The sequence below is a fragment of the Agromyces sp. NPDC127015 genome (assembly GCF_042725165.1).
Lineage (GTDB): Bacteria > Actinomycetota > Actinomycetes > Actinomycetales > Microbacteriaceae > Agromyces > Agromyces chromiiresistens.
In genome coordinates this window covers 363,233-388,245 of the sequence record NZ_JBHXDI010000001.1, presented here as the reverse complement: position 1 = coordinate 388,245, position 25,013 = coordinate 363,233, and the positions used below count along the sequence as shown (strand labels likewise).

Genomic DNA, 25,013 nt, shown 5'->3' with positions numbered 1-25,013 from the left:
GCCGGAGCGGTGAGGAGGATCACCGAGCGGCCGGCCGTGAATGCTGGCGTGAAGATGTACTTCATCATCGGGATCAACTCCTCTCTTCGTCTCCGGTGCGATTCGCACCGAGATCAGACACTAGCGGGGAACTCACGCCGACCGCAAGGCGCTTTCTCAGATTTCTCGGAAATCAGTGCAGGCCCTGAGCCCGGGTCGCGTCAGGCGAGGTCGGCGGCGGTGCGCTCGGCCGACTGGATCACGGCCTCGACACCGAGCATGAACAGCTCGCGGTCTTCCAGGTCGAGCAGTCGCGTGTTGATCGAGGTGATGAGCGGGTAGCGTCGCGGGTCGGCGAGCAGCGGCCCTTCGAACCAGGGGCTCGGCGCGTCGTCGGCGATGCCGTGCTCGCGCTGCTCGCCGCGGGCCCGCGCGATGCCGGCGGCGCTCGAGAGCATGTGCGACGCGAGCAGCGCGTAGTGGCGAACGAGGTCGTCGCCGGTGAGCCCCGCACGACTGAAGCAGTCGAGCATGAACTCGATCGCGTCGAGCTCGCCGGTGCCGTGCGTCGTGAGCACGGTCGCCTCGACGCCGACCGGAGGATGGCCGGCGATCTGCTCGAGCGTGCTCGCCGCCAACTGCCGGAGCCTGCCGCGCCAGTCGTCGGCGTCGGCGGTCACCGCGAGGAGACTGCGCCGGGTGAGTTCGTCGAGCAGCGCCTGCATGAGTTGGTCTTTGTTGCGGAAGTGGCGGTAGATGGCGGTCGGGTCGGCACCGAGGTGCGCTCCGAGCTCGCGCACCGAGAGCGAGGTCGTCGAGGCGGCGGCGAGTTCGAGACCGGCCGCGATGATCGAATCGCGATCGAGCCTGGTCTTGCCGCTCGAGCCGGAGGCGTCGCGCCGTCGCGTGGTGCTCGTCGGCATCTGGGCTCCCTTCGGCTGCTGTGCCATTCATGCTGCCACGCCCGCGACCCCTGTGTCGCGAAGACCTCGCGAGCGTGGCAGCCCGCCCAGCATAACAATCGGATCAATCGTGATGTCAACACTGTTGACATCACGAAGGGGCCCGGGCTAGTGTCACCACGTCCGACGCATTCGATGAGGAACGAGGGGCCGAGTTGCCTGTTGCCGACGTGCTGTTCACCGGCGGAGCCGTGTTCACCGGAACGGGGGAGCCCCTGCACGGGCACGCCGTCGCCGTGACGGGCGGCCGCATCGCCGCGATCGTGCCCGAGAACGAGGCATCCGCCCTCGTCGGCGAGGGCACGCGCGTCGTCGAGCTGGGCGGTGCACTGCTCAGCCCGGGCTTCCAGGACGCGCACATCCACCCGGTCGGCGGCGGCGTCGAGCTGCTGCAGTGCAACCTGACCGAGGCCGAGAGCGCCGACGAGGCCGTCGCGACGATCGCCGCCTACGCCGCGGCCAACCCCGATGAGCCGTGGATCCTCGGCGGCGGCTGGTCGATGGACCACTTCCCGGGCGGCGCGCCCCTGCGGGGGCTGCTCGACGCGATCGTGCCCGACCGGCCCGTGCTGCTCGTCAGCCGCGACCACCACAGCGCATGGGCGAACACCGTCGCCATGCGACTCGCCGGCATCGACGCCGAGACCGCCGACCCCGTCGACGGACGGGTCGAGCGCGAGAACGACGGGCACCCTGCCGGCACCTTCCACGAAGGTGCCGCCGACCTGTTCTCCGACGTCCGGCCGGGCACCGACCCCGAGCTCGTCTACCGGGGGCTCCTGCGTGCGCAGGACGAGCTCATCGCGCTCGGCATCACCGGCTGGCAGGACGCCCTCATCGGAACGATGAGCGGCGTGCCCGACGCGCTCGACGCCTACCTGCGGGCGATCGACGAAGGCACGCTCAAGGTGCACGTCGTCGGCGCCCAGTGGTGGGAGCGCTCGCGCGGCATCGAGCAGGTCGACGAGATGATCCGCCTTCGTGAGGAGATCCGCGCCCGCGGCCACGAGGAGCGGTTCTCGCTCGCCACCACGAAGATCATGGTCGACGGCGTGGCCGAGAACCAGACCGCCGCGATGCTCACGCCCTACCGCGACGGCCACGGCCACGACACGCACAACCACGGGCTCTCGTTCGTCGACCCGGAGCTGCTCGCCGAGGCCGTCACCGCGCTCGACGCCGCCGGGCAGCAGGTGCACTTCCACGCCCTCGGCGACCGTGCGGTGCGCGAGGCGCTCGACGCGGTGGCGGCGGCACGCGAAGCGAACGGGCCGAGCGACGGCCGGCACCACCTCGCGCACCTGCAGATCGTGGCCGAGGCAGAGACCGCCCGGTTCGCCGAGCTCGACGCGATCGCGAACATCCAGGCGCTCTGGGCGACCCACGAGGACCAGATCGACGAGCTCACCCTGCCCTTCCTGCAGGACGGCCAGGAGGCGCGCCAGTACCCGTTCGGCGAGCTCGTCGCGCGCGGGGCACGACTCGCGGGCGGCAGTGACTGGCCCGTGTCGACGGCCGACCCGATGGCCGAGATCCACATCGCCGTCACGCGCGTCACCCCCGGCGTCGACGCCGAACCGCTCGGCGGTGCGCACCAACGGCTCGACCTCGCGACCGCGCTGGCCGCGTACACGTCGGGGACCGCGTACGTGAACCACCGCGACCACGACACCGGGCACATCCGCGAGGGCTACCTCGCGAACCTCGTCGTGCTCGAACCCGATCCCTTCACCGTTCCCGCCGACGACCTCCACCGCACCACGGTGGCCTCGACGTGGATCGAGGGCGAACCGGTCTACTCCCGACAGGCCGATGCCCTGCCCGGCACCACCCCTTCCACCGAACCGTCCCTCACCGCCTGACCCCGAGGAGGCCCCTCCGATGTCCAACTTCCGAACCCCCGCCGGCCGGCGCAGCGTCGCGCTCGTCGCCGGCGCCGCGGCAGCGCTCCTGGCGCTGACCGGCTGCACCGCCGACTCATCCGACGAGGAGCCCACCGGCGCCGACTGGGAGATCACCGACACGACGCCGGCGCCGTCGGGCGACATCGACTCGTTCAGCTGGGCCAGCTACGCCGAGCCGTACTCGCTCGACTACGCCTACGCGTTCGACTACGCCGACAACCAGGTGCTGTCGAACGTCTGCGAGTCGCTGCTGCGGCTCAACCCCGACTACACGCTCTCGCCGGGCCTCGCCGAGTCGTACGAGCAGACGAGCGACCTCACGTGGGTCTACAAGATCCGCGAGGGCGTCACCTTCCACGACGGCAGCCCGCTGACGGCGGCCGACGTCGTCGCGTCGATGAACCGCATCATCGACCCGGCGGTCGGCTCGTCGTGGTACTCGGTGTACCAGAACGTCGCATCGATCGAGCAGACGGGCGACATGGAGGTCACCGTCACGACGACGATTCCCGACTCGCAGTTCAACCAGGGCCTCGGCGGCTCGGCCGGCGTCATCGAATCGGCGAAGACGCTCGGCGAGAAGGGCGCCGACTACGGCAACTCGACCGGCCTGGTGAACTGCACGGGCCCCTTCGAGATCAGCGAGTGGAAGTCGGGCGAGTCGATCACGCTCAGCCGCTACGACGACTACTGGGACGACTCGCTGAAGGCGAAGGCCGGCGAGGTCGAGATCGTCTTCATGAACGACTCGACCGCGCGCACGAACGCGCTCAAGTCGGGCGACGTCGACGGCGGCTACATGCTGCCGGTCGACGCGATCGACCAGCTGCGCGACTCCGACAACGGCGATGTGTACTTCGGCCTCACCTCGGCGGTGTCGAGCCTCATCGTCTCGAACCTCGAGGGACCGCTCGGCGACCAGCGCGTGCGCCAGGCCCTGCTCATGGCGCTCGACCGCGAGGGCATCCTGGATGCCGCGGCGAAGGGCTATGGCGAGGTGACGAATGCGCTGACCACCGAATCGGTCTGGACCGGTGCGACGGACGCGACTCGCGACGAGGCGTTCAGTGGGCTCGAGGAGTACCCGAACGACCTCGAGGCCGCCAAGAAGCTCGTCGAGGAGGCGGGGGCGACCGGTGAGAAGATCACCTTCGCGACTGCGCCGATCGGCAACGACTTCAATGTGATCTCTCAGGCGACGGTCGCGGCGGCGCAGTCGATCGGCCTCGAGGCCGAGATCGAGACGGTCACGCCGAACGCCTACACCGCGCTCTTCAGCGACCCGAGCGCTCGCGAGGGCATCGACATGTTCTACACGGTCTGGTACCTCTCGAGCCCCGACCCGCTGGAGATGTACGGCGTGCTGCGCACCGGTGAGTTCAGCAACTACGGCAACTGGTCCGACCCCGAGTACGACGAGATCGCCACGCAGGCGGTCGGCACGTTCGACTCGGAGGAGCGTGCGAAGCTCACGAGCGAGCTGCAGCACATCGCGAACGAGCAGCTGCCGTGGCTGCCGCTCTACACCGGACCGATGACGATGTTCATGAGCGACCGCATCACCGGCGCCTCGCCGTCGATCGCGTTCCTGTACTACCCGTGGGCGGCGACCATTGGCGCTCGATAGTTCCACCAAGGCGGTCGCCGCGCAGCGCGCGGCGGCCGCCGGCCCCCACCGCGGCGGTCACGCCGCCGCCACCGTGCGTCGCGTCGCGGGCAAGCTCGGCAGCCTTGCGCTGACGCTCTTCCTCGCGTCGCTGCTCGTGTTCTTCTCGCGGTTCCTCGTGCCGGGCGACCCGGTGAGCTTCCTGCTTCGCGGCCGCAAGCCGAGCCCCGAGGCGATCGCCCAGGTCACGGCGCAGTACGGCCTCGACCTGCCGCCGTGGCAGCAGTACCTGAACTGGCTGTTCGGCGCCCTGCAGGGCGACTGGGGGCGTTCGCTGCAGTACCGCCAGGACGTCTCCACCGTGATCGGGGAGCGCCTGCCCGTGACGCTCATGCTCGTCGTCATGGCGGGCATCCTCATCGCGATCGTGGGCCTCAGCGCCGGCATCGTCGCGTCGCTCAACAAGGGCAGGGTGCTCGACCGGGCGACGCTCATCGGCCTGACCGTGCTCAGCGCGATCCCCTCGTTCGTCGGTTCGATCGTGCTCATCGCGGTGTTCGCCGTGCAGCTCGGATGGTTCCCCACGTTCGGATCGGGCGAGGGGTTCGCCGACACCGTGTACCACCTCGTGCTGCCCTCGATCGCACTCGCGATCGTCTTCGTCGTGCTCGTCGGCAAGGTCACCCGTTCGTCGATGGTCGAGCAGCTCGGCCGCGAGCACGTCGAGGTCGCCACGAGCCGCGGGCTCAAGCGCGGAACCGTCATCCGCCGGCACGTCTTCCGCAACTCGCTCGGACCGATCCTCACCGTGAGCGGCATCCTCGTCGCCGGCCTGATCGTGGCCTCGACGATCGTCGAGGCGGCGTTCGGCATCGCCGGCATCGGTTCCCTGCTCGTGGCCTCGGTCGACCGCCTCGACTTCCCGGTCGTGCAGGCGATCGTGATGCTCGTCGTGACCACCTTCGTCGTCGTGAACGCGATCATCGACATCGCCGAACCCCTCATCGACCCGCGATCCGCGGCAGGAGCCAGTGCCAGATGACCGTCTCGAACAACACCCTCGCCGTCGAGGTGATGCGGGCCCCGAAGCTGAAGCCCGCGAACGCGACCTTCGGCATCGCCATCGGCGTCATCTCGGTGATGACCCTCGCCGCGATCTTCGCGCCGTTCATCGCGCCGTACCCGCCCGACCAGCTCGACTTCGCCGCGGTCAACGCGCCGCCGAGCCCCGAGCACTGGCTCGGCACCGACGGCCTCGGCCGTGACCTCCTGAGCCGGCTCATCTTCGGCGCTCGCACCGCGCTGCTCGGCCCGCTGCTCGTCGTCATCGGGTCGACCGTCGTCGGCATGCTGCTCGGCCTCATCGCCGGATGGCGCGGCGGTTGGATCGACGCGGTGCTCGGCCGAATCTTCGACGTGCTCTTCGCCTTCCCGTCGCTGCTGCTCGCGATCATGGCGGTGGCGCTCTTCGGCAAGGGCCTCGTCGCCCCGGTCATCGCGATGAGCATCGCGTATGCACCGTTCGTCGCCCGGCTCACGCGTGCGCTCATCAAGGCCGAGCGCACCCGACCCTACGTCGCGGCCTACCGCGTGCAGGGCTTCAGCGGCCCCTGGATCGCGCTGCGCCGCGTGCTGCCGAACGTGACCCCGATCGTGGGCGCGCAGTCGACGCTGAACTTCGGGTACGTGCTCGCCGAGCTCGCCGGCCTGTCGTTCCTCGGCCTCGGCGTGCAACCGCCGACACCCGACTGGGGCGCCATGATCAACGAGGCCCAGGCGGGCATCGTCGGCGGCCACTTCCTGCCCGCGCTCGAGCCAGCCGTCTGCGTCGTGCTCGTCGTCGTGGCGTTCAACATCATCGGAGAAGAGCTCTCCGACCGCATCGGAGGCGAGATCCCCGCATGAGCCTGCTCGACATCTCCGACCTGACGCTCGACCTGCCGAACGGCACCAGGCTGCTCGACGGGATCTCGCTCGGCGTCGAAGCCGGTGAGACCGTCGGCCTCGTGGGCGAGTCGGGCTCGGGCAAGTCGCTCACGGCGCGCACCGTGCTCGGCCTGACCCCCGACGGGTCGGCCCTCGGCGGGCGCGTGCTCGTCGACGGCCGCGACCTCGTGGCCGCCGGCAGGCGCGACGTGCTCGACGTGCGCCGCCACGCGGCTGCGATGATCTTCCAGGACCCCCGCGCCGGCATCAACCCGATGCGCACCATCGGCGACCACATGACCGAGACGCTTCGCCTGTGCGAGGGCAAGTCCGAGTCGGAGGCGAGGGCGCGCGCGATCGAGCTGCTCGCCGCCGTGCGACTGCCTCGCCCCGAGGACCACCTCAAGCAGTACCCGCACGAGTTCTCGGGCGGCATGCTGCAGCGCGTCATGATCGCCGGTGCGCTCACGAGCTCGCCGAAGCTGCTCGTGTGCGACGAGCCGACCACCGCCCTCGACGTGACCACGCAGGCCGAGATCATCCGCGTGCTCGTCGAGCAGCGGGCGAGCCGGGGCATGGGCATGCTCTTCATCACCCACGACCTGAACCTCGCGGCGTCGATCTGCGATCGCGTCGTCGTCATGAACAAGGGTCGCGTCGAGGAGACGGGTGACGCGCGCCGGGTGTTCAGCGCACCGCAGGCGGACTACACGAAGCGGCTCGTCGCCGCGACCCCCACGGTCACCGGGTCCGCCGGTCCGGTCATCGAGATCCGGGATGCCTCGGCGCCCGCGACCTCGCCCGTCGACGCCCCCGGGGGTGACGCGGCAGGTCCGGTTCCCGAGCCGGTCGCGGCTCCGACGCCGCTCGAGCGCGCGGACGAGGCATCCGCCATGACCGTGGCCGCGGCGCCAGCGGACGACGAGCCGATGCTCGCCGTGGCGGGGGTCTCGAAGACGTACCACCTGCGGGGCAAGCCGCCGGTGCACGCGGTCGCGTCGACCGACCTGCGACTCGCCCGCGGGCGAGCGCTCGCGGTCGTCGGCGAGTCGGGCTCGGGCAAGTCGACGCTCGCGCGCATGATCGTCGGCCTCGAAGAGCCCGACACCGGTGAGATCAGGGTCGCCGGTCGCGACCGCACGATCGTGCCGAAGTCGCGGCAGGAGCGCATCGCGCACGCGCGCAGCGTGCAGATGGTGTTCCAGGACCCGTACCTCTCGTTGGATCCGCGGATCACGGCGGGCCGCGCCATCGAAGACGCGCTGCGGCTGCACACCGAGCTGTCGACGACCGGCGCCCGTGCCCGGGTGGTCGAACTGCTGGAGCAGGTGGGTCTCGGGGCGCAGCACGCGCAGGCGCGTCCGCGCACGCTCTCGGGCGGCCAGCGCCAGCGCGTGGCGATCGCGCGCGCGCTCGCGATCGAGCCCGACGTGCTCGTCATGGACGAGGCGACGAGCGCGCTCGACGTGTCGGTGCAGGCGCAGGTGCTCGACCTCGTCGCACGCATCCGCGAGGAGCGCGGCCTCACGCTGCTGTTCATCAGCCACGACCTCGCCGTCGTACGCCGAGTCTGCGAGGAGACCGTCGTCATGCGCTACGGAGAGATCGTCGAGCGCGGCAGCACCGTCGAACTCCTCGCCGCACCGCAGCACCCCTACACGCAGCTGCTCATCGACTCGGTGCCGAAGCCCGAATGGGCGCCGGAGCCGCGACGCGCCGAGGCATCCGCCTGATCTCTTGCGGTCGGTCGCCGTGGTGACCCGCCCCCGTCATGCGAAACGGCCCCGCTCGTGCGGGGCCGTTTCGTCGTGCGGTGCCGGGCTCAGCCCTGGCTCGTGGGACCGCTCGGCTCGTCGTCGGCGACCCAGAGCTCGTCGTCGGCGCGGAAGGTCTGCCAGACGGCATAGGCGACGCCCGCGGCGGCCACCACGCCGGCGCCGATCGCGAGCCAGGTGCCGACGCCAGGGCCCTTCTTCTGCTCGACCACGACGGCCGCCCGCGGCGAGACGCGCTCGAGGGCGCGTCGCACGCGAGCGTCGTTGGCGATGTCGCCGATCGACAGGACCGAGCCCAGGGCGGTGCCGAGCCCGCGCTCGACCGAGTCGCCGGCCGACCTGGCGTAGCGGCCGGCCTGCTGGACTCCGGGTCGGACGTAGCTCTCGTACCCGGTGCGCACCCGCGGAACGACCTCTTCGCGGGTCAGGTGCCCGAGCTGTCGGCTGGCCTCGCGAGCGACGGCATTGGCGTGCTCGAGCACGTGCTGCTGGTTCCCCCAGAGTTCCTCCGCACTGCTGCGCAGCCGCTTGAGTTCCTTCCGGCGCTTGCGTGACAGGCTCATCTCGACCTCCATCGTCAGTACAGCGAACGTTTCCATCTTGCCACCGAACCGGCTGGAAACGGGGTGGGAGTCGCAATACGGCATGCCGCTTGACGAACCTGCGCATGACAGAATATGAGGATGCCGATTCACACCGCCGTCGCGACGATCAACACCAACCACGGCCCCATCAAGGTCGACCTCTACGGAGACCACGCCCCGAAGACCGTCAAGAACTTCGTCGGCCTCGCCACGGGTGAGATCGAGTGGACGCATCCGGCCACCGGCCAGAAGACGACCGACCCGCTCTACGACGGGGTCATCTTCCACCGCATCATCCCCGGCTTCATGATCCAGGGCGGCGACCCGCTCGGTCAGGGCGTCGGCGGCCCCGGCTACCAGTTCGACGACGAGATCAACCCCGAGCTCGACTTCACCGAGCCCTACGTGCTCGCCATGGCGAACGCCGGCCGCGACCGCATCACGGGCGGCGGCACCAACGGCTCGCAGTTCTTCATCACCGTCGGCCCGACCACCTGGCTGCAGGGCAAGCACACCATCTTCGGCAAGGTGACCGACGCGGCCAGCCAGGCCGTCGTCGACAAGCTCGCCTCGGTCGCCACCGACGGCCGCGACAAGCCCCTCGACGACGTCGTCATCGAGAACATCACCGTCGAACAGGTCTGATCCAGCGGTGAGCACCGTGCCTTCGGCCGGCTCCGGGGCGGCCGATCGGTCGAACTTCTGCTATCGGCACCCCGATCGGCAGAGCTACGTGCTGTGCCAGCGCTGCGGTCGCACCATCTGCCCCGAATGCATGACGCAGGGCGCCGTCGGCGTCATCTGCCCCGAGTGCATGCGCGAGCAGCGCGCGAGCGCGCCCCGCACCAAGCCGGCCGTGCTCACGCGCGCTCGTGCTGCGGCGGGCCGCGGAGCGCCCATCGTGACGTATGCCCTCATCGGCATCACGCTCGCCGTCTACGTGCTGCAGCTCATTCCGGGGCTCGCCGTCACTGAGCGGCTGCTCTACGCCGGCGTGTACTCGATACCCGGCAACCTCGAGCCCTGGCGCATGCTGACCTCGGTCTTCGTGCACTCGACCGGGCTCATCTTCCACGTGCTGCTGAACATGTACACGTTGTGGATCTTCGGCCAGTTGCTCGAGGGGTTGCTCGGCCGCTGGCGGTTCCTCGCCCTCTACCTGATCGCCGGGCTCGGCGGCTCGGTCGGCGTGCTCTGGCTCTCCGACCCGCGCGTCGGCGTCGTCGGCGCCTCCGGCGCCATCTTCGGGCTCATGGGCGCGTTCCTGGTCATCCAGCGCCGGCTCGGCGGGCAGACGACGCAGCTGTTCATCCTGCTCGGCATCAACCTCGTGATCGGGTTCGTGCCCGGATTCAACGTCGCCTGGCAGGCCCACCTCGGCGGACTCGTGACCGGCGCCCTCGTCGGCCTCATCTACGTGGAGACGCGCAAGCGGTCGCAGCAGACGCTGCAGGTGTGGCTGCTGATCGCGCTCGTCGTCGTGCTGCTCGTGCTCAGCCTGCGTTACGTCTTCTTCCCGGTCTTCTGACTCGACGCCGCGGTCTTCGTGCCGCGCTCGCGTTGAACCCCCTCGCGGTTATCCACAATTCTCTCCACAGCTGTTGAGAGTTACACGTGTGTAATTGTCCGCACTTCAGTGGACGGGCGGACTTCGGAGATCTCCACATCTGTGGATAACCGTGGGAAACCTGTGGACAGTGCTGAGGATGAGCGGTGGACGGCATGTGGGAAACGGCCCACCACGCGGAGTCGCTCCTGACTGGCGCCGCAGCGCCCCGGGGCCGCACCGACATGCGGAAAGGGCGGATGCCGAAGCATCCGCCCTTTCCGGTCGAAGCGAGCCGGCGTCAGCGCCAGCGGGTGGTCATGAGGAAACCGACGAAGGCGATGCCGAAGCCGATGAGGATGTTCCACGAGCCGAGATCGGCGATGGGGAAGCGGCCCTGGCTGACGTAGAACACGATGATCCAGGCGAGCCCGAGCAGCATGAAGCCGAACATGACGGGCTTGAACCACACCGGGTTCGGTGCCTCCTCGCCGTTCGCCGCGGCCTCGGCGCGCGCCGGCTTCGTTGATTTCGTACGTGCCATGGGCTGATTCTAGCCGAGGCGCATGCATGCTCGCAGCGAGCTCACGTCCTGGCGGAATAGAATCGCCGTTATGTCTGAGTCGCAGCCCGACGGCCGGCGTGCCGCGCGACGCGCGACGCGCGATCGGCACCGCGTCAGCGTGGTCGGCGTGCTCGGCGAGCTGCTGCTCACGGCGGGCGTGCTGATCCTGCTGTTCCTCGGCTGGCAGCTGTGGTGGAACGACGCGATCATGAACACCCAGCAGTCGCAGGCGGCCGGTGAGCAGAGCGCCGAATGGGCCGAAGCGTCGAAGGCCGAGCGCGGAGGAACGCCGCCCCCGGCGACGCCCGACCCCGGCGAGCCCGTCGTCGACACCACGGAGTACGGCAACGGCGAGGCGTTCGCGGTCATGTACGTGCCGCGCTTCGACAGCGAGGGCACGCACGACTCGGTGCGCAACATCGCGGAGGGCTACGGGCTCGACGTGCTCAACAGCTTCGACCTCGGCATCGGCCACTACCCCGGCACCCAGATGCCCGGCGAGGTCGGCAACTTCGCGATCGCGTCGCACCGCAGCGCGTACGGGGGCGGCATGCATGAGATCGAGCAGCTGCAGCTCGGCGACGCGATCTACATCCAGACGAAGGACGGCTGGTACACGTACCGGTTCCGCGACTTCGAGTACGTCACGCCGGCCACCACCGGGGTGCTGGCCGCAGTGCCGCACCATCCCGAGCTTCAGCCGACCGACCGCATCATCACGCTCACGAGCTGCAACCCGCTCTACTCGACGGCCGAGCGCATCATCGCGTACGGCGTGCTCGAGTCGTGGCAGCCGGGCGCCGACAACCCGCCCGCCGAGATCGCCTCGGTCGTCGCCGAATGGGGGAACTGAGCATGTACGGCGCGCTCTGGCGCATCCTTCCCGGACCGGCGTGGCTGCGCGTCATCCTGCTGCTGGTCCTCGCCGCAGCGGTCGTCTACGCGCTCTTCACGTGGGTGTTCCCCTGGGTCGACTCGATCCTCAACCCGATCAACGTCACGGTGGAAGAATGACCCGCATCCTCGTCATCGACAACTACGACAGCTTCGTCTACACGCTCAACGGCTACCTGCGCGAGCTCGGCGCGGAGACCGAGGTCGTGCGCAACGACGACTTCGGCGCCGCCGAGGTGCCCGCTCGCATCGCCGACTACGACGGCGTGCTCGTCTCGCCCGGCCCGGGCAAGCCGTCCGACGCGGGCGTGTCGATCGCGGTCGTCGAAGCCGCGCTCGCGGGCGGTCGGCCGCTGCTGGGCGTCTGCCTCGGCCATCAGGCGATCGCCGAGGCGTTCGGCGGTGTCGTCACCAACGCCGAAGAGCTCATGCACGGCAAGACCTCGCGGATCGAGCACGACGGCAGCCCGTTCTACGAGGGCGTGCCGCAGCCGTTCACGGCGACGCGCTATCACTCGCTCGCCGTGGTCGACGGCACGCTTCCGCCGTCGCTCGTCGTCACGAGTCGCACGCAGGGCGGCGTGATCATGGGGCTCCGCCACGTCGAGGCGCCCATCTTCGGCGTGCAGTTCCACCCCGAGTCGGTGCTCACCGAGGGTGGGTACCGCATGCTCGGCAACTGGCTCGCGGTCGCTGGCCTGCCCGAGGCGCGAGCTCGCGCCGAGCACCTGAGCCCGCTGGTGCGCGCGAGCGCCTGACGGCGAGGCGCGCCCGGGCCGGCACCCACCACGCTCCGGCAGGTGAGTTCGCCGAAGGCTCGCTGCTACCGCTCAGCCGAGGCTCAGCCCGCGCAGTAGGTCAGCTCGACCTCCGAGCCCTGCGGCACCTCGCCCGGCGCGAGCGACTGATGCGTGATGGGGGAGCCGGGCTCGGTGGGGCACGACGTGTCCTGGACGGGGGTGACGTTCAGTTGGCGGTCGTCGGCGGTGAGCAGGCCGACCGCGGCGTCGAGGGAGACGCCGATCACGTCGACCATCTCGACCTTGCCGTTCGACAGCGTGAACTCGACGGTCGAACCCTGTTCGACCGCCTTTCCGGCCTCAGGATTCGTGGACAGCACGACGTCGGCCGCGACGGTCGCCGAGTTGACGCGCGTCTCCTTGCCGGGCTTCAGCCCGGCCGCTTCGAGCGCCTTCTTCGCCTCGTCGAGCGACATGTTGACGGTCTCGGGGACCTTCACGGCTTCGCGTCCCGTCGAGACGTAGACGGTGATCGCCTGCCCCGCGTTGACGATCTCGCCCTCAGCGGGCTCGGTGCCGATCACCTGGTCGGCCGGGACGGTCTCGTCCGTCTGGTCGACCTCGGTCGCGGGCAGCCCGAGCTTCTGCAGCTCCTCGACCGCCTGCTCGTAGGTCATGCCCGCGACTGCCGGCACCTTGCGCGCGCTCGAGGGGATCTCCTCGGTCGGCTGCAGATTGAACGCCCAGTACATCACTGCGATGACGATGACGATGACGCCGATGATGCCCGACCAGATCCAGATCGCCGGAGGGCGACGCTGGGTGCGCGACATGGTCTCGTCCTCGGTGAGCTGCCGCAGCGCGAGCTCCGAGCTCGAGAGCGACGCGGTCGGCGCGCCGAACAGCATCGTTGCCTGGTCGGGCTCACGATGCACCGGCACCCGACCGGATGCCGCGGTGTCGACGTCCGCGCGGAACTCCACCGCCGTCTGGTAGCGCTGGTCGCGGTTCTTCGCAAGGGCTCGCATGACGACCGCGTCGAGCGCCGGCGAGACCTTCGGGTTGATGACGCTCGGCTTGACCGGCCGCTCGCTCACGTGCTGGTAGGCGACCGCGACGGGCGTGTCACCGCGGAACGGCGGCCGCCCGGTGAGCAGTTCGAAGAGCACGACGCCCGTCGAGTAGAGGTCGGTGCGGGCATCGACCGTCTCGCCCTTCGCCTGCTCGGGTGAGAAGTACGACGCCGTTCCGAGGATCGCCGTCGTCTGGGCGACCGTCGTCGACGAGTCCGAGACCGCCCGGGCGATGCCGAAGTCCATGACCTTGACCTGGCCGGTCGTCGTGATCATGATGTTGCCCGGCTTGATGTCGCGGTGCACGACGCCTGCCCGGTGCGAGTACTCGAGCGCCGTGAGCACGCCGTCGATGACCCTGACGGCCGCGGCCGGCTCGAGCGGGCCGTCGTGGATGATGTCCTTGAGCAGGCGCCCCTCGACGAACTCCATGACGATGAACGGCAGCTGCACCTCGTGGCCGGAGGCGTCGACCACCGTCTCTTCGCCGGCGTCGAACACCCGCACGATCGTGGGGTGCGCCATGCGAGCGGCCGACTGCGCCTCCTGGCGGAACCGCATGCGGAACGCCGGGTCGGTCGCGAGCTGGGGCTTCAGCAGCTTGACGGCGACCTGGCGGCCGAGCCGGGTGTCGGTGCCGACGTGCACGTCGGACATGCCGCCGCGCCCGATGAGCGCGCCCACGCGGTAACGCCCGGCGAGGACGCGTCCTTCATCGTTCACGGTGTGCGGCTCCCTTCAGGCGGCTCGGCCGTTCGTCTCTACTGGCTACTGGTTGCGGATGCCTCGGCGCGGCGTCAGCCGCCGGTGCCGAGCTCGGTCGTGTCGGGACCCTGGACGTCGGCCGGGACGACCTGCGTCGAGCCGGCCGGCGAGGTCGGCGAGCTCACCTGACCGCAGAAGTAGACGTAGGTGACCTTGATCGTCGAGTTCTCCGCGGCGTCCTTGTTGACGAGCATCTTGGCTTCGTTCGTGTTCGAGTCGAACTGCAGCTGATTCGCCGTCGCCGGACCATCGATCGTCAGCGAGTAGCCCGAGAGCGTCTGCCCTGCCGGGCACTGGGCGCGACTCCACGAGACCGTGAACTCCTCTTCGGGATTGACCGTCTCGGGGAGGGTGGGTGCCGGCGGTTCTGCCGGTTGCTCGACCGCGGCGTAGTACGTGATCGTGATCTCGCTGTTGAACGGCACCGGACCCGTCGGGTTGACGTCGTAGACGGTGCCGACCAGATCGGGGTCGGTCGCCGCGTTGCCCTCGACCGCGTTCGCGACCATCTTCAGTTCGGACAGCTTCGCGCGCGCCTCGTCGACCGTGAGGCCGATGAAGTCGTCGGCGTTGATCTGCGCCGTCGTCGGGGCCTCGCTGGTGGGCGGGGGTGTGTCGGTCGGCGTCTGCGACTGCGTGGTCGCCGGCGTCTTCGTCGACGAGGTCTTCACCGGGTCCTTCTGGCCCGAGTTCAGAGCGAGCGCGATGATCGTGCCGATCAGCACGATCGCGAGCAGCGCGATGAGCACGATGAGCGGCCACGTCCACGGGCTGCGCTTCTTCTTCTCGCCCTCTTCTTCGCCCTCGGGCTCGCCGTCGGGCGCAGCTGTGGGCAGCACCGTCGTCGCGGCGGTCGCACCGGCCTGCGGCAGGAGCATCGTGGCCGCCGTGAGGCCGGCCGCGCCGAGCACGGCGGGCACCGCCGCCGCCGCGCCCTGCACGTCGCCGCGACGCAGGGCGGTCGCCGCCCGCGCGAGGTGCGCGGCCGACTGCGGACGGTCGGCCGGGTTCTTCGCGATGCACGAGTAGACGAGATTGCGCACCGGCTCGGTCACCGTGACGGGGAGGTCGGGCGGCGTCTCGTTGATCTGCGCCATCGCGATCGCGACCTGCGACTCACCGGTGAACGGACGGCGACCCGCGAGCGCCTCGTACGCGACGATGCCGAGCGAGTAGATGTCGGTCGTCGGCGACGCCGGGTGACCCGACGCCTGCTCGGGCGAGAGGTACTGCACCGTGCCCATGACCTGGCCGGTCGCGGTGAGCGGCACCTGGTCGGCGATGCGCGCGATGCCGAAGTCGGTGATCTTCACGCGTCCGTCGGGCGTGATGAGCAGGTTGCCGGGCTTGATGTCGCGGTGCACGAGGCCCGCCGCGTGCGCGGCCTGCAGCGCCGCCGCGGTCTGCGCCACGATGTCGAGGACCTTGTCGGTCGAGAGCACGTGCTCGCGCTCGAGGATCGTCGACAGCGCCTCGCCGGGCACGAGCTCCATGACGAGGTAGGCGCTGCCCTCTTCCTCGCCGTAGTCGAAGACGTTCGCGATGCCCTCGTGGTTGACGAGCGCGGCGTGACGGGCCTCGGCGCGGAAGCGCTCGAGGAACCCGGGGTCGCCGAGGTACTCGTCCTTGAGGATCTTGATGGCGACCTGTCGGCCGATCACGAGGTCGGTGGCCTGCCACACCTCGCCCATCCCGCCGATCGCGATGCGGGATTGCAGTTCGTAGCGCCCCCCGAAGGTGAGCCCTGCGCTCGGTCTCATTTGTTCAGCACCGCCTCTAGTACCTGCTTTGCAATAGGTGCGGCAATCAGGTTGCCGTACCCCTCCTGGCCCATTCCTCCGCCGTCTTCCACGAGTACCGTGATCGCGTACTGAGGGTCGTCGGCGGGGGCGAATCCGGTGAACCACAAGGTATACGGGTCATCCTCGCCGTTCTCCGCAGTTCCGGTCTTACCGGCCACGCTGACGCCGTCTATTCTTGCATTACTCGCGGCCCCGTTCTCGACGCCGTTGACCATCATCTGCACCATTGTGCGCGCCGTCTCCTCGCTGATCGCGCGGCCGAACTCCGTCGCCTGGAACTCCTGCAGCGGGCGGAAGTCGGGGGCCGTGATCTGGTCGACGAGATTCGGGTTCATCACGATGCCGCCGTTCGCGATCGCGGCCGACACCATCGCCATCTGCATGGGCGTCGCGCGGACGCTGCCCTGGCCGAACGCGCTGAGCGCCGTCTGCGCGTCGTCGAGGCCCTTCGGGTAGACGCTCGGCTCGGTCTCCGTCGGGATCGCGAACTCGTGGTCGAAGCCGAACTTCTCGGCCTGGTCGCGGATCGCGTTGTCGCCGAGCTCCACGCCGAGCTCCGCGAACGGGATGTTGCACGAGAGCCGGAGCGCGTCGGCGAGCGTGACCGTGGCACCCGGACCGCACGTGCCGCCGCCCGAGTTGCGCACGACCGACGACGAGCCGGGCAGGGTGTATTCGCCCGGGTTCGGGAAGGTCGACTCGGGCGTGTATTTGCCCGACTCGAGCGCCGCCGCCGTCACGACGAGCTTGAACACCGAGCCGGGCGGGTTCATGTCGCCGCCGGTGGCGCGGTTGTAGAGCGGATCGCTGGGGTCCTCGACGAGCGCGTTGTACGTCTCGAGCACCTGCTCGCCGTCGTGCACCGCGAGGGCGTTCGGGTCGTAGGTCGGCTTAGTGACCATCGCGAGGATGCGTCCGGTCGAGGGTTCGGTGACGATGACGGCGCCCGTGTAGTCGCCGAGCGCGTCCCACGCGGCCTGCTGCGCGACCGCGTCGATCGCGACCTCGACCGAGGCGCCCATCGGGTCCTGTCCGGAGATGAGGCGGTTGAGCTGGTCGAAGAACTGGCTCGACGACTGGCCGCTGAGGTAGTCGTTGAGCGAGCGCTCGAGGCCGGTCGCCTCGCCGTTGACCGGGATGTACCCCGTCACCGGGGCGTACAGCGGCCCGTTCGAGTAGACCCGCTGGAACCGGTAGAAGTCGTTCGACGGTTCCGAGAAGGCGATCGGGTCGCCCTTCACGAGGATGGGCCCTCGCTCGACCGAATAGCTCTCGTACAGTGTGCGCGAGTTGCGCGGGTCGGCGGCGAGCGAGTCGGCCTGGACGAACTGGATGATCGTCGACGACACCAGCAGCGTCAGGAACATGGCGAGTGCGAGCACCGAGACCCGCTTGAGTTCGCGGTTCATCCGTCGATCACCAGCCTCGGATGGTTGCGGACCGTATCGGACAGGCGCAGCAGCAGGGCCACGATCATCCAGTTGGCGACGAGCGACGAGCCGCCGGCCGCGAGGAACGGCGTCGTGAGGCCGGTCAGCGGGATGACGCGGGTGACGCCGCCCACGACGATGAAGACCTGCAGTGCGACGACGAACGCGAGGCCGACGCCGAGCAGCTTGCCGAAGTCGTCCTGCCCGGCGAACCCGATGCGGAAGCCGCGGGCCACGAAGAGCAGGTAGAGCGAGAGGATCGCGAAGATGCCGGCCAGCCCGAGCTCCTCGCCGAGCGAGGCCATGATGTAGTCGCTCTGCGCGACCGGGGTGATGTCGGGCCTGCCCTGGCCCCAGCCCGTGCCGATGAGTCCGCCGTTCGCGAGCCCGAACAGGCCCTGCACGAGCTGGTAGCTGCCGCCGATCTCGGCGCTGAACCGGTCGTCGGCGAACGGGTCGAGCCAGTTCGCGAAGCGGTTGCCCACGTAGCCGAGCGTCTGGCTCGCGATGATCGCGCCGGCGAAGAAGAGCGAGAGGCCGAGCACGACCCACGAGATGCGGCTCGTCGCGACGTAGAGCATGACGAGGAAGAGCCCGAAGTAGAGCAGGGCGGTGCCGAGGTCGCGCTGGAACACGATGACCGCCATCGAGAGCGCCCAGACGACGAGCAGCGGGCCGAGGTCGCGGGCCCGGGGGAACTTCATGCCGAGGAACTTCGTGCCCACCATCGACAGGGAATCGCGGTTGCGCACGAGGTAGCCGGCGAAGAACACCGCGAGGGCGATCTTCGCGATCTCACCGGGCTGGAAGGTGGCGATGTCGCCGATGCCGATCCACACCCGTGCGCCGTACACCTCGCGGCCGAGACCCGGGATGAGCGGAAGGAGCAGCAGCACGATGGCCGCGAGCCCGGAGACGTACATGTACTTGAACAGCACCCGGTGGTTGCGGATCACCATGATCACCACGATCGCGGCGATGATCGCGATCGCGCTCCACGCGATCTGGCGCACCGCAGCGCTCTCCCAGCCCGCCTCGTTGTTCGCGATGTCGATGCGGTAGATCATCGCGATGCCGAGGCCGTTGAGCACGGTCGCGATCGGCAGCAGGAACGGGTCGGCGTCGCGTGCGACGAACCGCATCGCGAAGTGCAGGCCGAACACGAGCAGCGAGAGCCCGGCGCCGAGCAGTACGAGCTGGGTGTCGACGCGGCCGAGCGCCCCGAGCTGCACGAGCACGATCGCGGACGCGTTGATGACGCAGGCCACGGCGAGCAGCCAGAACTCGAGGTTGCGCAGCTTCTGCGGCATCCGGATTCTGCGGACCCCGCTGGGCGGGGTCGTCGGCTTGGCGGGCGCGCCGCCGTCGCCGGCGGTCACGACGCCCTGCGTGGGCAGGTCGGAGCGGTCAGTCAAGGGACGCCTCCAATCGCTCCACGATCTGGGATGCCTCGGCGAGCGAGCCCGCGCTGATGGTCTGCTCGACGCGCTGCTGGTCGTACGTGCGCAGCTCGGACACGTCGATCTCGGTCTCGCGGTGCAGCTCGTGCAACGAGATGGGGCCGAGATTCTGCTGGATGCCCTGGTAGATGGCCACCCGGCCGTTCGACTCGCCGACGTAGTAGCGCGTCTGCGTCCACTGGTAGCCGAGCACGACGGCCGCGACGATCGCGGCGACAAAGAGCGTGATCCACACGCCCCACACGATGCGGCGGCGGCGCCGCCGGCGCTCGTCCTCCTCGATCAGCTCGTCGAAGTAGTCGGCCGAGTCGGGCTCGAAGTGCGTCTCCTGCACCGGGTGCGGCCGGAACGGCGTCAGGCGGATGCCCCGGGGCTTCACGGGCTCGGCGGCGGCGCCGAACGCGAGCGGGGCGGCGGCGGAGCCGACGATGAGCGGCGGCGTCGCCGGGGCGGCGGGCTCGCCGATGTCGACCACGACCACCGTGACGTTATCGGGTGCGCCGCCGTCGAGCGCAGCCTTGACGAGTCGGTCGGCGACCGGCTTGGCGCCCGCCTCGGAGGACATGAGCTCGTGGATGTCGTCGAACGCGACGACGCCCGAGAGTCCGTCGGAGCAGAGCATCCAACGGTCGCCCTCGCGGGTGTCGAGCACCATCTGGTCGATCTCGGGCGACGCCTCGACATCGCCGAGCACGCGCATGAGCACCGAACGACGGGGGTGCACCATCGCCTCTTCGGCCGTGATGCGGCCGGCGTCGACGAGCCGCTGCACGAAGGTGTGGTCGGTCGAGATCTGGCTGAGCTCGCCCGAACGGAGCAGGTAGATGCGCGAGTCGCCGATGTGCGAGATCACGATGCGGTCGCCCAGGTGCAGCATGGCGCTCACGGTCGTGCCCATGCCGGTGAGCTCGGAGTGCTCGGCGACGGTCTCGGCAAGCCGGCGGTTCGCCGCGATCAGGGCGCCCTCGAGCGCGGCGGCGGCCTCGGGGGCGCTGTCGTAGTCGAGGTCGGCGTCGGCGATGCGCCGCGTCGCGATCGCGCTCGCGACATCGCCGCCCGCGTGACCGCCCATGCCGTCGGCGACGAGGAACAACCGGCGTCCGGCGTAGCCGGAGTCCTGGTTGTTCGAGCGGATGCGCCCGACATGCGAGACCGCTGCGCTCGCCTTGACCGCCGGCATCGGTTACCGCCGCAGCTCGAACGTCGTCGCGCCGACCTTGACGGTGGCTCCGAGCGGGATGGGCGTGGGCACGGTCACTCGGGAGCCGTTGAGGAAGGTGCCGTTCGTCGAGTCGAGGTCCTGGATCATCCACCGGCCGTTCCACAGCATGAGCCGGGCATGGTGGGTCGAGGTGTAGTCGTCGCGGATGATGATCGCCGAGTCGCTCGACCGGCCGATCGTGATCTCGTCGGTGCCGAGCGGGAACTCGGTGCCCGACTTCGCGCCGTTCGTGATGATCAAGCGCCGCGCGTTGTCGCTCGAGGCGAGCTCGCCGTTGCCGCCGGACGGCGGCGTCGTGACCGCCTCAGTCGGCGCGGCCGCCGCGGCCGGCGCGGATGCGACCGGCGAGCTCGGGAACGAACTCGCCGTCGGTGCGGACGCGGCCGCCGCGTCGGGCTGGAGCTTGCGCACGCGCTGGCCGAACAGGTCGCTGCGCAGCGCGTACACGATCGCGAAGATGAACACCCACAGGAGCAGCAGGAACGCGAGCTGGAGGACGAGGAGGGTCAGTTCGCTCATACGGTCGGCCCCCAGAATCCGCCCATGTCGTGACGACGGGTGGCCGACGGCGGCTCGCCGCCGCCGGCGGCCTGGGCGAGCACGCGGAACACGATGCGCGATCGCCCGATCGTGATGACGGAGTCGGGTGGCAGGATGGCCTCCTTCACGGGGGCGCCGTCGAGCTGGGTGCCGTTGGTCGAGCCGAGGTCGCGCACGCGGGCGCGCGATCCGTCCCACTGGACCTCGGCGTGGCGGCGCGAAGCGCCCGAGTCGTCGAGGGTGACGTCGGCCTCCGAGCCGCGGCCGATGACCGTGCGGCCCTTGATGATCGGGTAGCGCTTGCCGTTGACGTCGAGCACCGGGGTCCAGGCCACCTGGCCCTTCACGTTCTGCGAGTCCACCTGCACCATGCCGACGCTGAGGCCCTCGTCGGACCGGAGCGCGATCGTGATGCCGCCGGCGAACTGGAAGTGCTGGCTCGCCGCGTGCTTCTGCACGAGGTCGACCAGCTCGTCGATGAGTGCGGGACCTAGCCCCGACATGTGCTCGTGGTCGGTCGGCGACATGCGCACGACGAAGTTGTTCGGCACGAGCACGCGGTCGCGCGAGACCACGGCCGCCTTCGTGTCGATCTCGCGCTTGAGCGCCGAGGTGATCTCGACCGGTTGCAGCCCCGAACGGAAGGTCTTCGCGAACGCGCCGTTCACGGCGCGCTCGAGACCTTTCTCGAAGTTGTCCAGTAGGCCCACAGGTCTCCCGATTCCGGTGTCTGACTTCGCGTCATGTTAGCGCGAGCGGCTGGAAACACCCCGGATCAGTCGATCGGGATGACGGTTTCGATGTCGTCGGCGTCGAGCGACAGGGTCGGGATGGACGCCGTGAGCAGGGTACCGTCGGCCCGGCGCGTGCCCGCGACATCCTGCATCGTCGGCGAGCCGTAGAGCCGCGGCCCCTGGCCGTCGAGCGGCACCGACACCGGCGCGTCCGCCGTCACCGTCACCTCGACGCCGCGCACCGAGAGCGTCGCGGCGGTGCCGGCTTCGACCGTGAACGCGATCTGCTCGGGGGTCAGCTCGACGCGGACGCGGGTGCCGAGCACGGTGACCCTGAAGGTGAGCCCCGTCCAGCCGTCGGGCAGGCGCGGGTCGAACGTGAACCGGCCGCCGTGGTCGCGGAATCCGCCGAAGCCCGAGACGAGCGCCGACCACACGCCGCCCGTCGAGGCGACGTGCACGCCGTCGGCCGCGTTGTGGTGCAGGTCGGCGAGGTCGACGAACAGGGCCGATCGGAAGTACCGCATCGCGAGCTCGTGGTAGCCGACCTCGGCCGCGACGATCGACTGCACGACCGCCGACAGCGTCGAGTCGCCCGTCGTCAGCGGGTCGTAGTACTCGAAGTTCGCGCGCTTCGCCTCGGCCGTGAATCGGTCGCCCTGCAGGTAGAGGGCGAGCACCACGTCGGCCTGCTTGAGCACCTGGAAGCGGTAGATGACGAGAGGGTGGTAGTGCAGCAGCAGCGGACGCCGGTCGTCGGGCGTGTTCTCGAGGTCCCACAGCTCCTTCTGCAGGAACGCCGAATCCTGCGGGTGGATGCCGAGCTGTTCGTCGTAGGGGATGTGCATGTGCGCCGCCGCGCGCCGCCAGCTCGCGACCTCGGCCGGCGTGACGCCGAGTCGGTCGACGAGCCGGTGGTAGGCCGCCGCATCGTTCACCTGCAGGTTGTCGACCGCGCCCGCCGCGGCCGCGAGGTTCGCGCGCGCCATGACGTTCGTGTAGAGGTTGTCGTTCACGACGGTCGTGTACTCGTCGGGACCGGTGACGCCGTGGATGTGGAACACGTCGTCGGCGTTCGACCGCCAGAAGCCGAGGTCCTCCCACATGCGGGCGGTCTCGACGAGGACGTCGATCGCGCCCCGGCCGAGGAAGTCGTCGTCGCCGGTCGCGGCGACGTACTGGCACAGGGCGAAGGCGATGTCGGCGTCGATGTGGTACTGAGCCGTGCCCGCCGCGTAGTACGCGCTCGACTCGAGGCCGTTGATCGTGCGCCACGGGAAGAGGGCTCCGCGCTGGTTGAGCTCGAGCGCCCGGGCGCGCGCGGCGTCGAGCATGCGCTGCCGGAAGCGCAGCACGTTGCGGGCGACGATCGGCGCCGTGTACGTGAGGAACGGCAGGACGTAGATCTCCGAGTCCCAGAAGTAGTGCCCGCCGTAGCCGGAGCCCGACACGCCCTTGGCCGCGACCCCGCCGCCGTCGGTGCGCGCCGTGGCCTGCGCGAGCTGGAACAGGTTCCAGCGCGTCGCCTGCTGCAGCATCGGCCGGCCCGCGATCTCGACGTCGGAGCGGGCCCAGAAGTCGTCGAGCCACGACCGCTGCTGCGCGAACAGCTCGCCCGTGCCGATCTCGGCGGCCCGGTCGAGCGTGCGATCGCAGCGGTCGGCGAGCTCGCGCGCGGGCACCTTGCGCGCCGTGTGGTAGCTGATCGTCTTCGTGATGCGGATCGGCATGCCCTGCTTCGCCTGCACCCGGTACACGTGCTTCGCGAGGTCGTCGCCGATCGTGCCGCTCTCGGTGAACGGGTTGTCGGTCGTGATCGCGTGCTCGGCGCCCACGGCGAGGGTCATGCTCGAGTTCGTGCACTGGTAGCCGAGCATGTAGCGGCCGCCCTCGGTGCGCTTGACGCGCGGCTGCAGCACCCGATCGTTGAACTGCTCGGCCTTGCGCGGATCGAAGGCGCCGGGGGTCTGCGCCTCCTGCTGGACGCCAGAGCGGTACTCGTCGCGGCCGTCCTGGCGGTTGAGGATCTGGCTCGAGATCGTCACGGCGGCGTCGGCGTCGAGCAGTTCGACCTCGTAGTCGACGACCGCGAGGTGCCGGTCGGTGAAGCTCGTCATGCGACGGCTCGTGATGAGCACGCGCTTTCCGGCCGGCGTGCGCCACTCGATCGACCGGCTCAGCGCGCCGAGGCGGAAATCGAGTCGCCGCTCGTACGAGAGCAGCTCGGCCTCGGTGAGCACGAGCGGCTCGTCGTCGACGTAGAGCCGGATGATCTTCGCGTCGGGCGCGTTCACGATCGTCTGCCCGACCCGCGCGAAGCCGAACGCCTCCTCCGCGTGGCGGATCGGCCACGTCTCGTGGAAGCCGTTCACGAACGTGCCGTGCATGTGGCCGTCGCGGCCCTCTTCGACGTTGCCGCGGAGGCCCAGGTAGCCGTTGCCCACGGCGAAGAGGGTCTCGGTGCGGCCCATGTCGGACTCGCCGAACTCGGTCTCGACGAGCGCCCACTCGTCGACCGGGAACCTGCTGCGGTTCAGGGGGTCGTCGTCGGCGAACCTCATGTGGTGTCCTTCCGGTTCGGATCGAGATCGGGGATCAGCTCGTCGAGCTCGTCGACCACGACATCGGCGCCGAGACGCTCGAGCACGTCGCGACCGACCCCGCGGTCGACGCCGACGACGAGCCCGAAGTCGCCCGCCGCGCCCGACTTCACGCCCGACTCGGCGTCTTCGACGACGGCGCACGCGGTGGTCGGCAGGCCGAGCAGCTCGGCGGCGCGCTCGTACGTGTCGGGGGCGGGCTTGCCGGGCAGTCCCTCGCGGGCCGCGACGGCACCGTCGACGACGACCTCGAAGCGATCGGCGATGCCCGCCGCCTCGAGCACGGACGGCGCGTTCTTCGAGCTGGAGACGACGGCCACGAGGCATCCGGCCGCCTGCACCGCGTCGAGGAAGGCGACGCTCGCCGGATACGGCGCGACGCCCTCGTCGGCCAGCGTCTCGTTGAAGGCGGCGTTCTTGCGGTTGCCGAGCCCGCACACGGTGTCGGCCTCGGGGGGATCGGCGGGTGTGCCCTCGGGCACGTGGATGCCTCGGCTCTCGAGCAGGCTCCGCACCCCGTCGTAGCGCGGCATTCCGTCGATGTACGCGAAGTAGTCGGCGTCGGTGTACGGCGCGGCGCCGTGCGCCTCGAGGTAGGGGGTGAAGAGGCGCGACCACGCGTGCATGTGCACGATCGCGGTCGGGGTGAGCACGCCGTCGAGGTCGAAGAGCCAGCCGCGGATGTCGCGGGGCCGGGTCGCGCGTTCGGATCGCTCGTCGGGGGTGGAGGTGGGGAGATGGGTCACGGGGCGCTCCTTTCGTCGCATCGGTCGGTGGGCGCCGGTACCCGGGGTTCCGATGCTATTCCCGGCCGGCCGACGGGCGCGAGGCCGGTGCGCGACTCGGAGCGGATGCCAAGGGTTCTGCTCCGGGCGGGTCGAAGGGGTGCGGAGGCGTCTCGAATGG

The 25,013-nt window shown here is 69.8% G+C and carries 22 protein-coding genes; 10 read left to right on the top strand and 12 right to left on the bottom strand.

Translation table 11 applies throughout. The features are described from left to right. Positions 1-200: 200 nt before the first annotated feature. Positions 201-902: a TetR/AcrR family transcriptional regulator gene (locus ACFWGP_RS01725; protein ID WP_231429233.1), complete on the bottom strand. Its 702-nt coding sequence runs from the start codon at positions 900-902 to the stop codon at positions 201-203. A gap of 194 nt (positions 903-1,096) precedes the next feature. Here ACFWGP_RS01725 and ACFWGP_RS01720 point away from each other — a divergent pair, with 194 nt between their 5' ends. From ACFWGP_RS01720 to ACFWGP_RS01700, 5 genes are read left to right on the top strand one after another with little or no spacing between them, the layout of a single operon-like run. Next, positions 1,097-2,803: an amidohydrolase gene (locus tag ACFWGP_RS01720; RefSeq protein ID WP_376929998.1), complete on the top strand. Its 1,707-nt coding sequence runs from the start codon at positions 1,097-1,099 to the stop codon at positions 2,801-2,803. Between the two features lie 19 nt (positions 2,804-2,822). Then, the gene (locus ACFWGP_RS01715) at positions 2,823-4,472 is read left to right on the top strand and encodes an ABC transporter substrate-binding protein (protein ID WP_231429231.1); all 1,650 of its coding nucleotides are present in this window, start codon (positions 2,823-2,825) and stop codon (positions 4,470-4,472) included. Further along, the gene (locus ACFWGP_RS01710) at positions 4,459-5,493 is read left to right on the top strand and encodes an ABC transporter permease (protein ID WP_255679813.1); all 1,035 of its coding nucleotides are present in this window, start codon (positions 4,459-4,461) and stop codon (positions 5,491-5,493) included. The genes ACFWGP_RS01715 and ACFWGP_RS01710 overlap by 14 nt, the downstream gene beginning before the upstream one ends. Further along, positions 5,490-6,356 (top strand): ABC transporter permease, encoded by an 867-nt coding sequence (locus ACFWGP_RS01705; RefSeq protein WP_231429230.1) that lies wholly within the window; start codon positions 5,490-5,492, stop codon positions 6,354-6,356. Before ACFWGP_RS01710 ends, ACFWGP_RS01705 begins: the two co-directional genes overlap by 4 nt. Continuing rightward, positions 6,353-8,110, top strand: a complete 1,758-nt coding sequence (locus ACFWGP_RS01700) for a dipeptide ABC transporter ATP-binding protein (RefSeq protein WP_376929997.1) — start codon at positions 6,353-6,355, stop codon at positions 8,108-8,110. Before ACFWGP_RS01705 ends, ACFWGP_RS01700 begins: the two co-directional genes overlap by 4 nt. A gap of 89 nt (positions 8,111-8,199) precedes the next feature. Here ACFWGP_RS01700 and ACFWGP_RS01695 read toward each other — a convergent pair whose 3' ends face one another. Beyond that, the gene (locus tag ACFWGP_RS01695) at positions 8,200-8,715 is read right to left on the bottom strand and encodes a hypothetical protein (RefSeq protein WP_231429228.1); all 516 of its coding nucleotides are present in this window, start codon (positions 8,713-8,715) and stop codon (positions 8,200-8,202) included. A 120-nt stretch (positions 8,716-8,835) separates the two neighbouring features. Between ACFWGP_RS01695 and ACFWGP_RS01690 the strand changes: the two genes are divergently transcribed. Both ACFWGP_RS01690 and ACFWGP_RS01685 read left to right on the top strand, forming a co-directional pair. Beyond that, positions 8,836-9,381, top strand: a complete 546-nt coding sequence (locus ACFWGP_RS01690) for a peptidylprolyl isomerase (RefSeq protein WP_231429227.1) — start codon at positions 8,836-8,838, stop codon at positions 9,379-9,381. 7 nt (positions 9,382-9,388) lie between these two features. Next, positions 9,389-10,264 (top strand): rhomboid family intramembrane serine protease, encoded by an 876-nt coding sequence (locus tag ACFWGP_RS01685; RefSeq protein WP_231429226.1) that lies wholly within the window; start codon positions 9,389-9,391, stop codon positions 10,262-10,264. Between the two features lie 319 nt (positions 10,265-10,583). On the opposite strand, the gene ACFWGP_RS01680 is transcribed toward ACFWGP_RS01685, so the two are convergent. Then, a complete protein-coding gene (locus ACFWGP_RS01680) occupies positions 10,584-10,826 on the bottom strand; it encodes a cell division protein CrgA (RefSeq protein WP_231429225.1) in 243 nt (80 codons plus the stop codon). Positions 10,827-10,896: 70 nt separating this feature from the next. Between ACFWGP_RS01680 and ACFWGP_RS01675 the strand changes: the two genes are divergently transcribed. From ACFWGP_RS01675 to ACFWGP_RS01665, 3 genes are read left to right on the top strand one after another with little or no spacing between them, the layout of a single operon-like run. Beyond that, on the top strand, positions 10,897-11,700 hold the full coding sequence (locus ACFWGP_RS01675) for a class E sortase (protein WP_231429224.1): 804 nt from the start codon (positions 10,897-10,899) through the stop codon (positions 11,698-11,700). Further along, on the top strand, positions 11,688-11,861 hold the full coding sequence (locus ACFWGP_RS01670) for a hypothetical protein (protein ID WP_275507037.1): 174 nt from the start codon (positions 11,688-11,690) through the stop codon (positions 11,859-11,861). The genes ACFWGP_RS01675 and ACFWGP_RS01670 overlap by 13 nt, the downstream gene beginning before the upstream one ends. Next, on the top strand, positions 11,858-12,499 hold the full coding sequence (locus ACFWGP_RS01665) for an aminodeoxychorismate/anthranilate synthase component II (RefSeq protein ID WP_231429222.1): 642 nt from the start codon (positions 11,858-11,860) through the stop codon (positions 12,497-12,499). The genes ACFWGP_RS01670 and ACFWGP_RS01665 overlap by 4 nt, the downstream gene beginning before the upstream one ends. A gap of 83 nt (positions 12,500-12,582) precedes the next feature. On the opposite strand, the gene pknB is transcribed toward ACFWGP_RS01665, so the two are convergent. The 9 genes from pknB to ACFWGP_RS01620 form a co-directional block, all read right to left on the bottom strand. Beyond that, entirely contained in the window at positions 12,583-14,277 is a 1,695-nt protein-coding gene (gene pknB, locus ACFWGP_RS01660; RefSeq protein ID WP_376929996.1) for a Stk1 family PASTA domain-containing Ser/Thr kinase, read from the bottom strand. A gap of 74 nt (positions 14,278-14,351) precedes the next feature. Next, entirely contained in the window at positions 14,352-16,079 is a 1,728-nt protein-coding gene (locus ACFWGP_RS01655; protein ID WP_376929995.1) for a protein kinase, read from the bottom strand. Beyond that, entirely contained in the window at positions 16,076-17,530 is a 1,455-nt protein-coding gene (locus ACFWGP_RS01650) for a penicillin-binding protein 2 (protein ID WP_231429219.1), read from the bottom strand. The genes ACFWGP_RS01655 and ACFWGP_RS01650 overlap by 4 nt, the downstream gene beginning before the upstream one ends. Continuing rightward, complete coding sequence (locus ACFWGP_RS01645) at positions 17,527-18,861, bottom strand: FtsW/RodA/SpoVE family cell cycle protein (protein WP_231432217.1); 1,335 nt, start codon at positions 18,859-18,861, stop codon at positions 17,527-17,529. The genes ACFWGP_RS01650 and ACFWGP_RS01645 overlap by 4 nt, the downstream gene beginning before the upstream one ends. 97 nt (positions 18,862-18,958) lie before the next feature. Further along, positions 18,959-20,191 carry a PP2C family serine/threonine-protein phosphatase gene (locus ACFWGP_RS01640; RefSeq protein WP_231429218.1) on the bottom strand — a complete coding sequence of 411 codons (1,233 nt, stop codon included), beginning with the start codon at positions 20,189-20,191 and terminating at the stop codon, positions 18,959-18,961. Between the two features lie 3 nt (positions 20,192-20,194). Then, a complete protein-coding gene (locus ACFWGP_RS01635) occupies positions 20,195-20,752 on the bottom strand; it encodes an FHA domain-containing protein (protein WP_231429217.1) in 558 nt (185 codons plus the stop codon). Next, the gene (locus tag ACFWGP_RS01630; RefSeq protein ID WP_231429216.1) at positions 20,749-21,483 is read right to left on the bottom strand and encodes a DUF3662 and FHA domain-containing protein; all 735 of its coding nucleotides are present in this window, start codon (positions 21,481-21,483) and stop codon (positions 20,749-20,751) included. Before ACFWGP_RS01630 ends, ACFWGP_RS01635 begins: the two co-directional genes overlap by 4 nt. Positions 21,484-21,548: 65 nt before the next feature. Next, positions 21,549-24,068 (bottom strand): glycoside hydrolase family 65 protein, encoded by a 2,520-nt coding sequence (locus ACFWGP_RS01625; RefSeq protein WP_275506976.1) that lies wholly within the window; start codon positions 24,066-24,068, stop codon positions 21,549-21,551. Further along, positions 24,065-24,853 (bottom strand): HAD family hydrolase, encoded by a 789-nt coding sequence (locus tag ACFWGP_RS01620; RefSeq protein WP_376929994.1) that lies wholly within the window; start codon positions 24,851-24,853, stop codon positions 24,065-24,067. The genes ACFWGP_RS01625 and ACFWGP_RS01620 overlap by 4 nt, the downstream gene beginning before the upstream one ends. Between the last annotated feature and the right edge of the window lie 160 nt (positions 24,854-25,013).

What these genes read in the sequence shown, in the direction of transcription:
- ACFWGP_RS01675 (WP_231429224.1), top strand. Translation starts at nt 10,897, where the DNA reads ATGTCTGAGTCGCAGCCCGACGGCCGGCGTGCCGCGCGACGCGCGACG.
- ACFWGP_RS01640 (WP_231429218.1), bottom strand. Translation starts at nt 20,191, where the DNA reads ATGCCGGCGGTCAAGGCGAGCGCAGCGGTCTCGCATGTCGGGCGCATC.
- ACFWGP_RS01700 (WP_376929997.1), top strand. Translation starts at nt 6,353, where the DNA reads ATGAGCCTGCTCGACATCTCCGACCTGACGCTCGACCTGCCGAACGGC.
- ACFWGP_RS01645 (WP_231432217.1), bottom strand. Translation starts at nt 18,861, where the DNA reads ATGCCGCAGAAGCTGCGCAACCTCGAGTTCTGGCTGCTCGCCGTGGCC.
- ACFWGP_RS01670 (WP_275507037.1), top strand. Translation starts at nt 11,688, where the DNA reads ATGGGGGAACTGAGCATGTACGGCGCGCTCTGGCGCATCCTTCCCGGA.
- ACFWGP_RS01625 (WP_275506976.1), bottom strand. Translation starts at nt 24,068, where the DNA reads ATGAGGTTCGCCGACGACGACCCCCTGAACCGCAGCAGGTTCCCGGTC.
- ACFWGP_RS01705 (WP_231429230.1), top strand. Translation starts at nt 5,490, where the DNA reads ATGACCGTCTCGAACAACACCCTCGCCGTCGAGGTGATGCGGGCCCCG.
- ACFWGP_RS01725 (WP_231429233.1), bottom strand. Translation starts at nt 902, where the DNA reads ATGCCGACGAGCACCACGCGACGGCGCGACGCCTCCGGCTCGAGCGGC.
- ACFWGP_RS01655 (WP_376929995.1), bottom strand. Translation starts at nt 16,079, where the DNA reads ATGAGACCGAGCGCAGGGCTCACCTTCGGGGGGCGCTACGAACTGCAA.
- ACFWGP_RS01665 (WP_231429222.1), top strand. Translation starts at nt 11,858, where the DNA reads ATGACCCGCATCCTCGTCATCGACAACTACGACAGCTTCGTCTACACG.
- ACFWGP_RS01695 (WP_231429228.1), bottom strand. Translation starts at nt 8,715, where the DNA reads ATGAGCCTGTCACGCAAGCGCCGGAAGGAACTCAAGCGGCTGCGCAGC.
- ACFWGP_RS01680 (WP_231429225.1), bottom strand. Translation starts at nt 10,826, where the DNA reads ATGGCACGTACGAAATCAACGAAGCCGGCGCGCGCCGAGGCCGCGGCG.
- ACFWGP_RS01650 (WP_231429219.1), bottom strand. Translation starts at nt 17,530, where the DNA reads ATGAACCGCGAACTCAAGCGGGTCTCGGTGCTCGCACTCGCCATGTTC.
- ACFWGP_RS01715 (WP_231429231.1), top strand. Translation starts at nt 2,823, where the DNA reads ATGTCCAACTTCCGAACCCCCGCCGGCCGGCGCAGCGTCGCGCTCGTC.
- ACFWGP_RS01690 (WP_231429227.1), top strand. Translation starts at nt 8,836, where the DNA reads ATGCCGATTCACACCGCCGTCGCGACGATCAACACCAACCACGGCCCC.
- ACFWGP_RS01635 (WP_231429217.1), bottom strand. Translation starts at nt 20,752, where the DNA reads ATGAGCGAACTGACCCTCCTCGTCCTCCAGCTCGCGTTCCTGCTGCTC.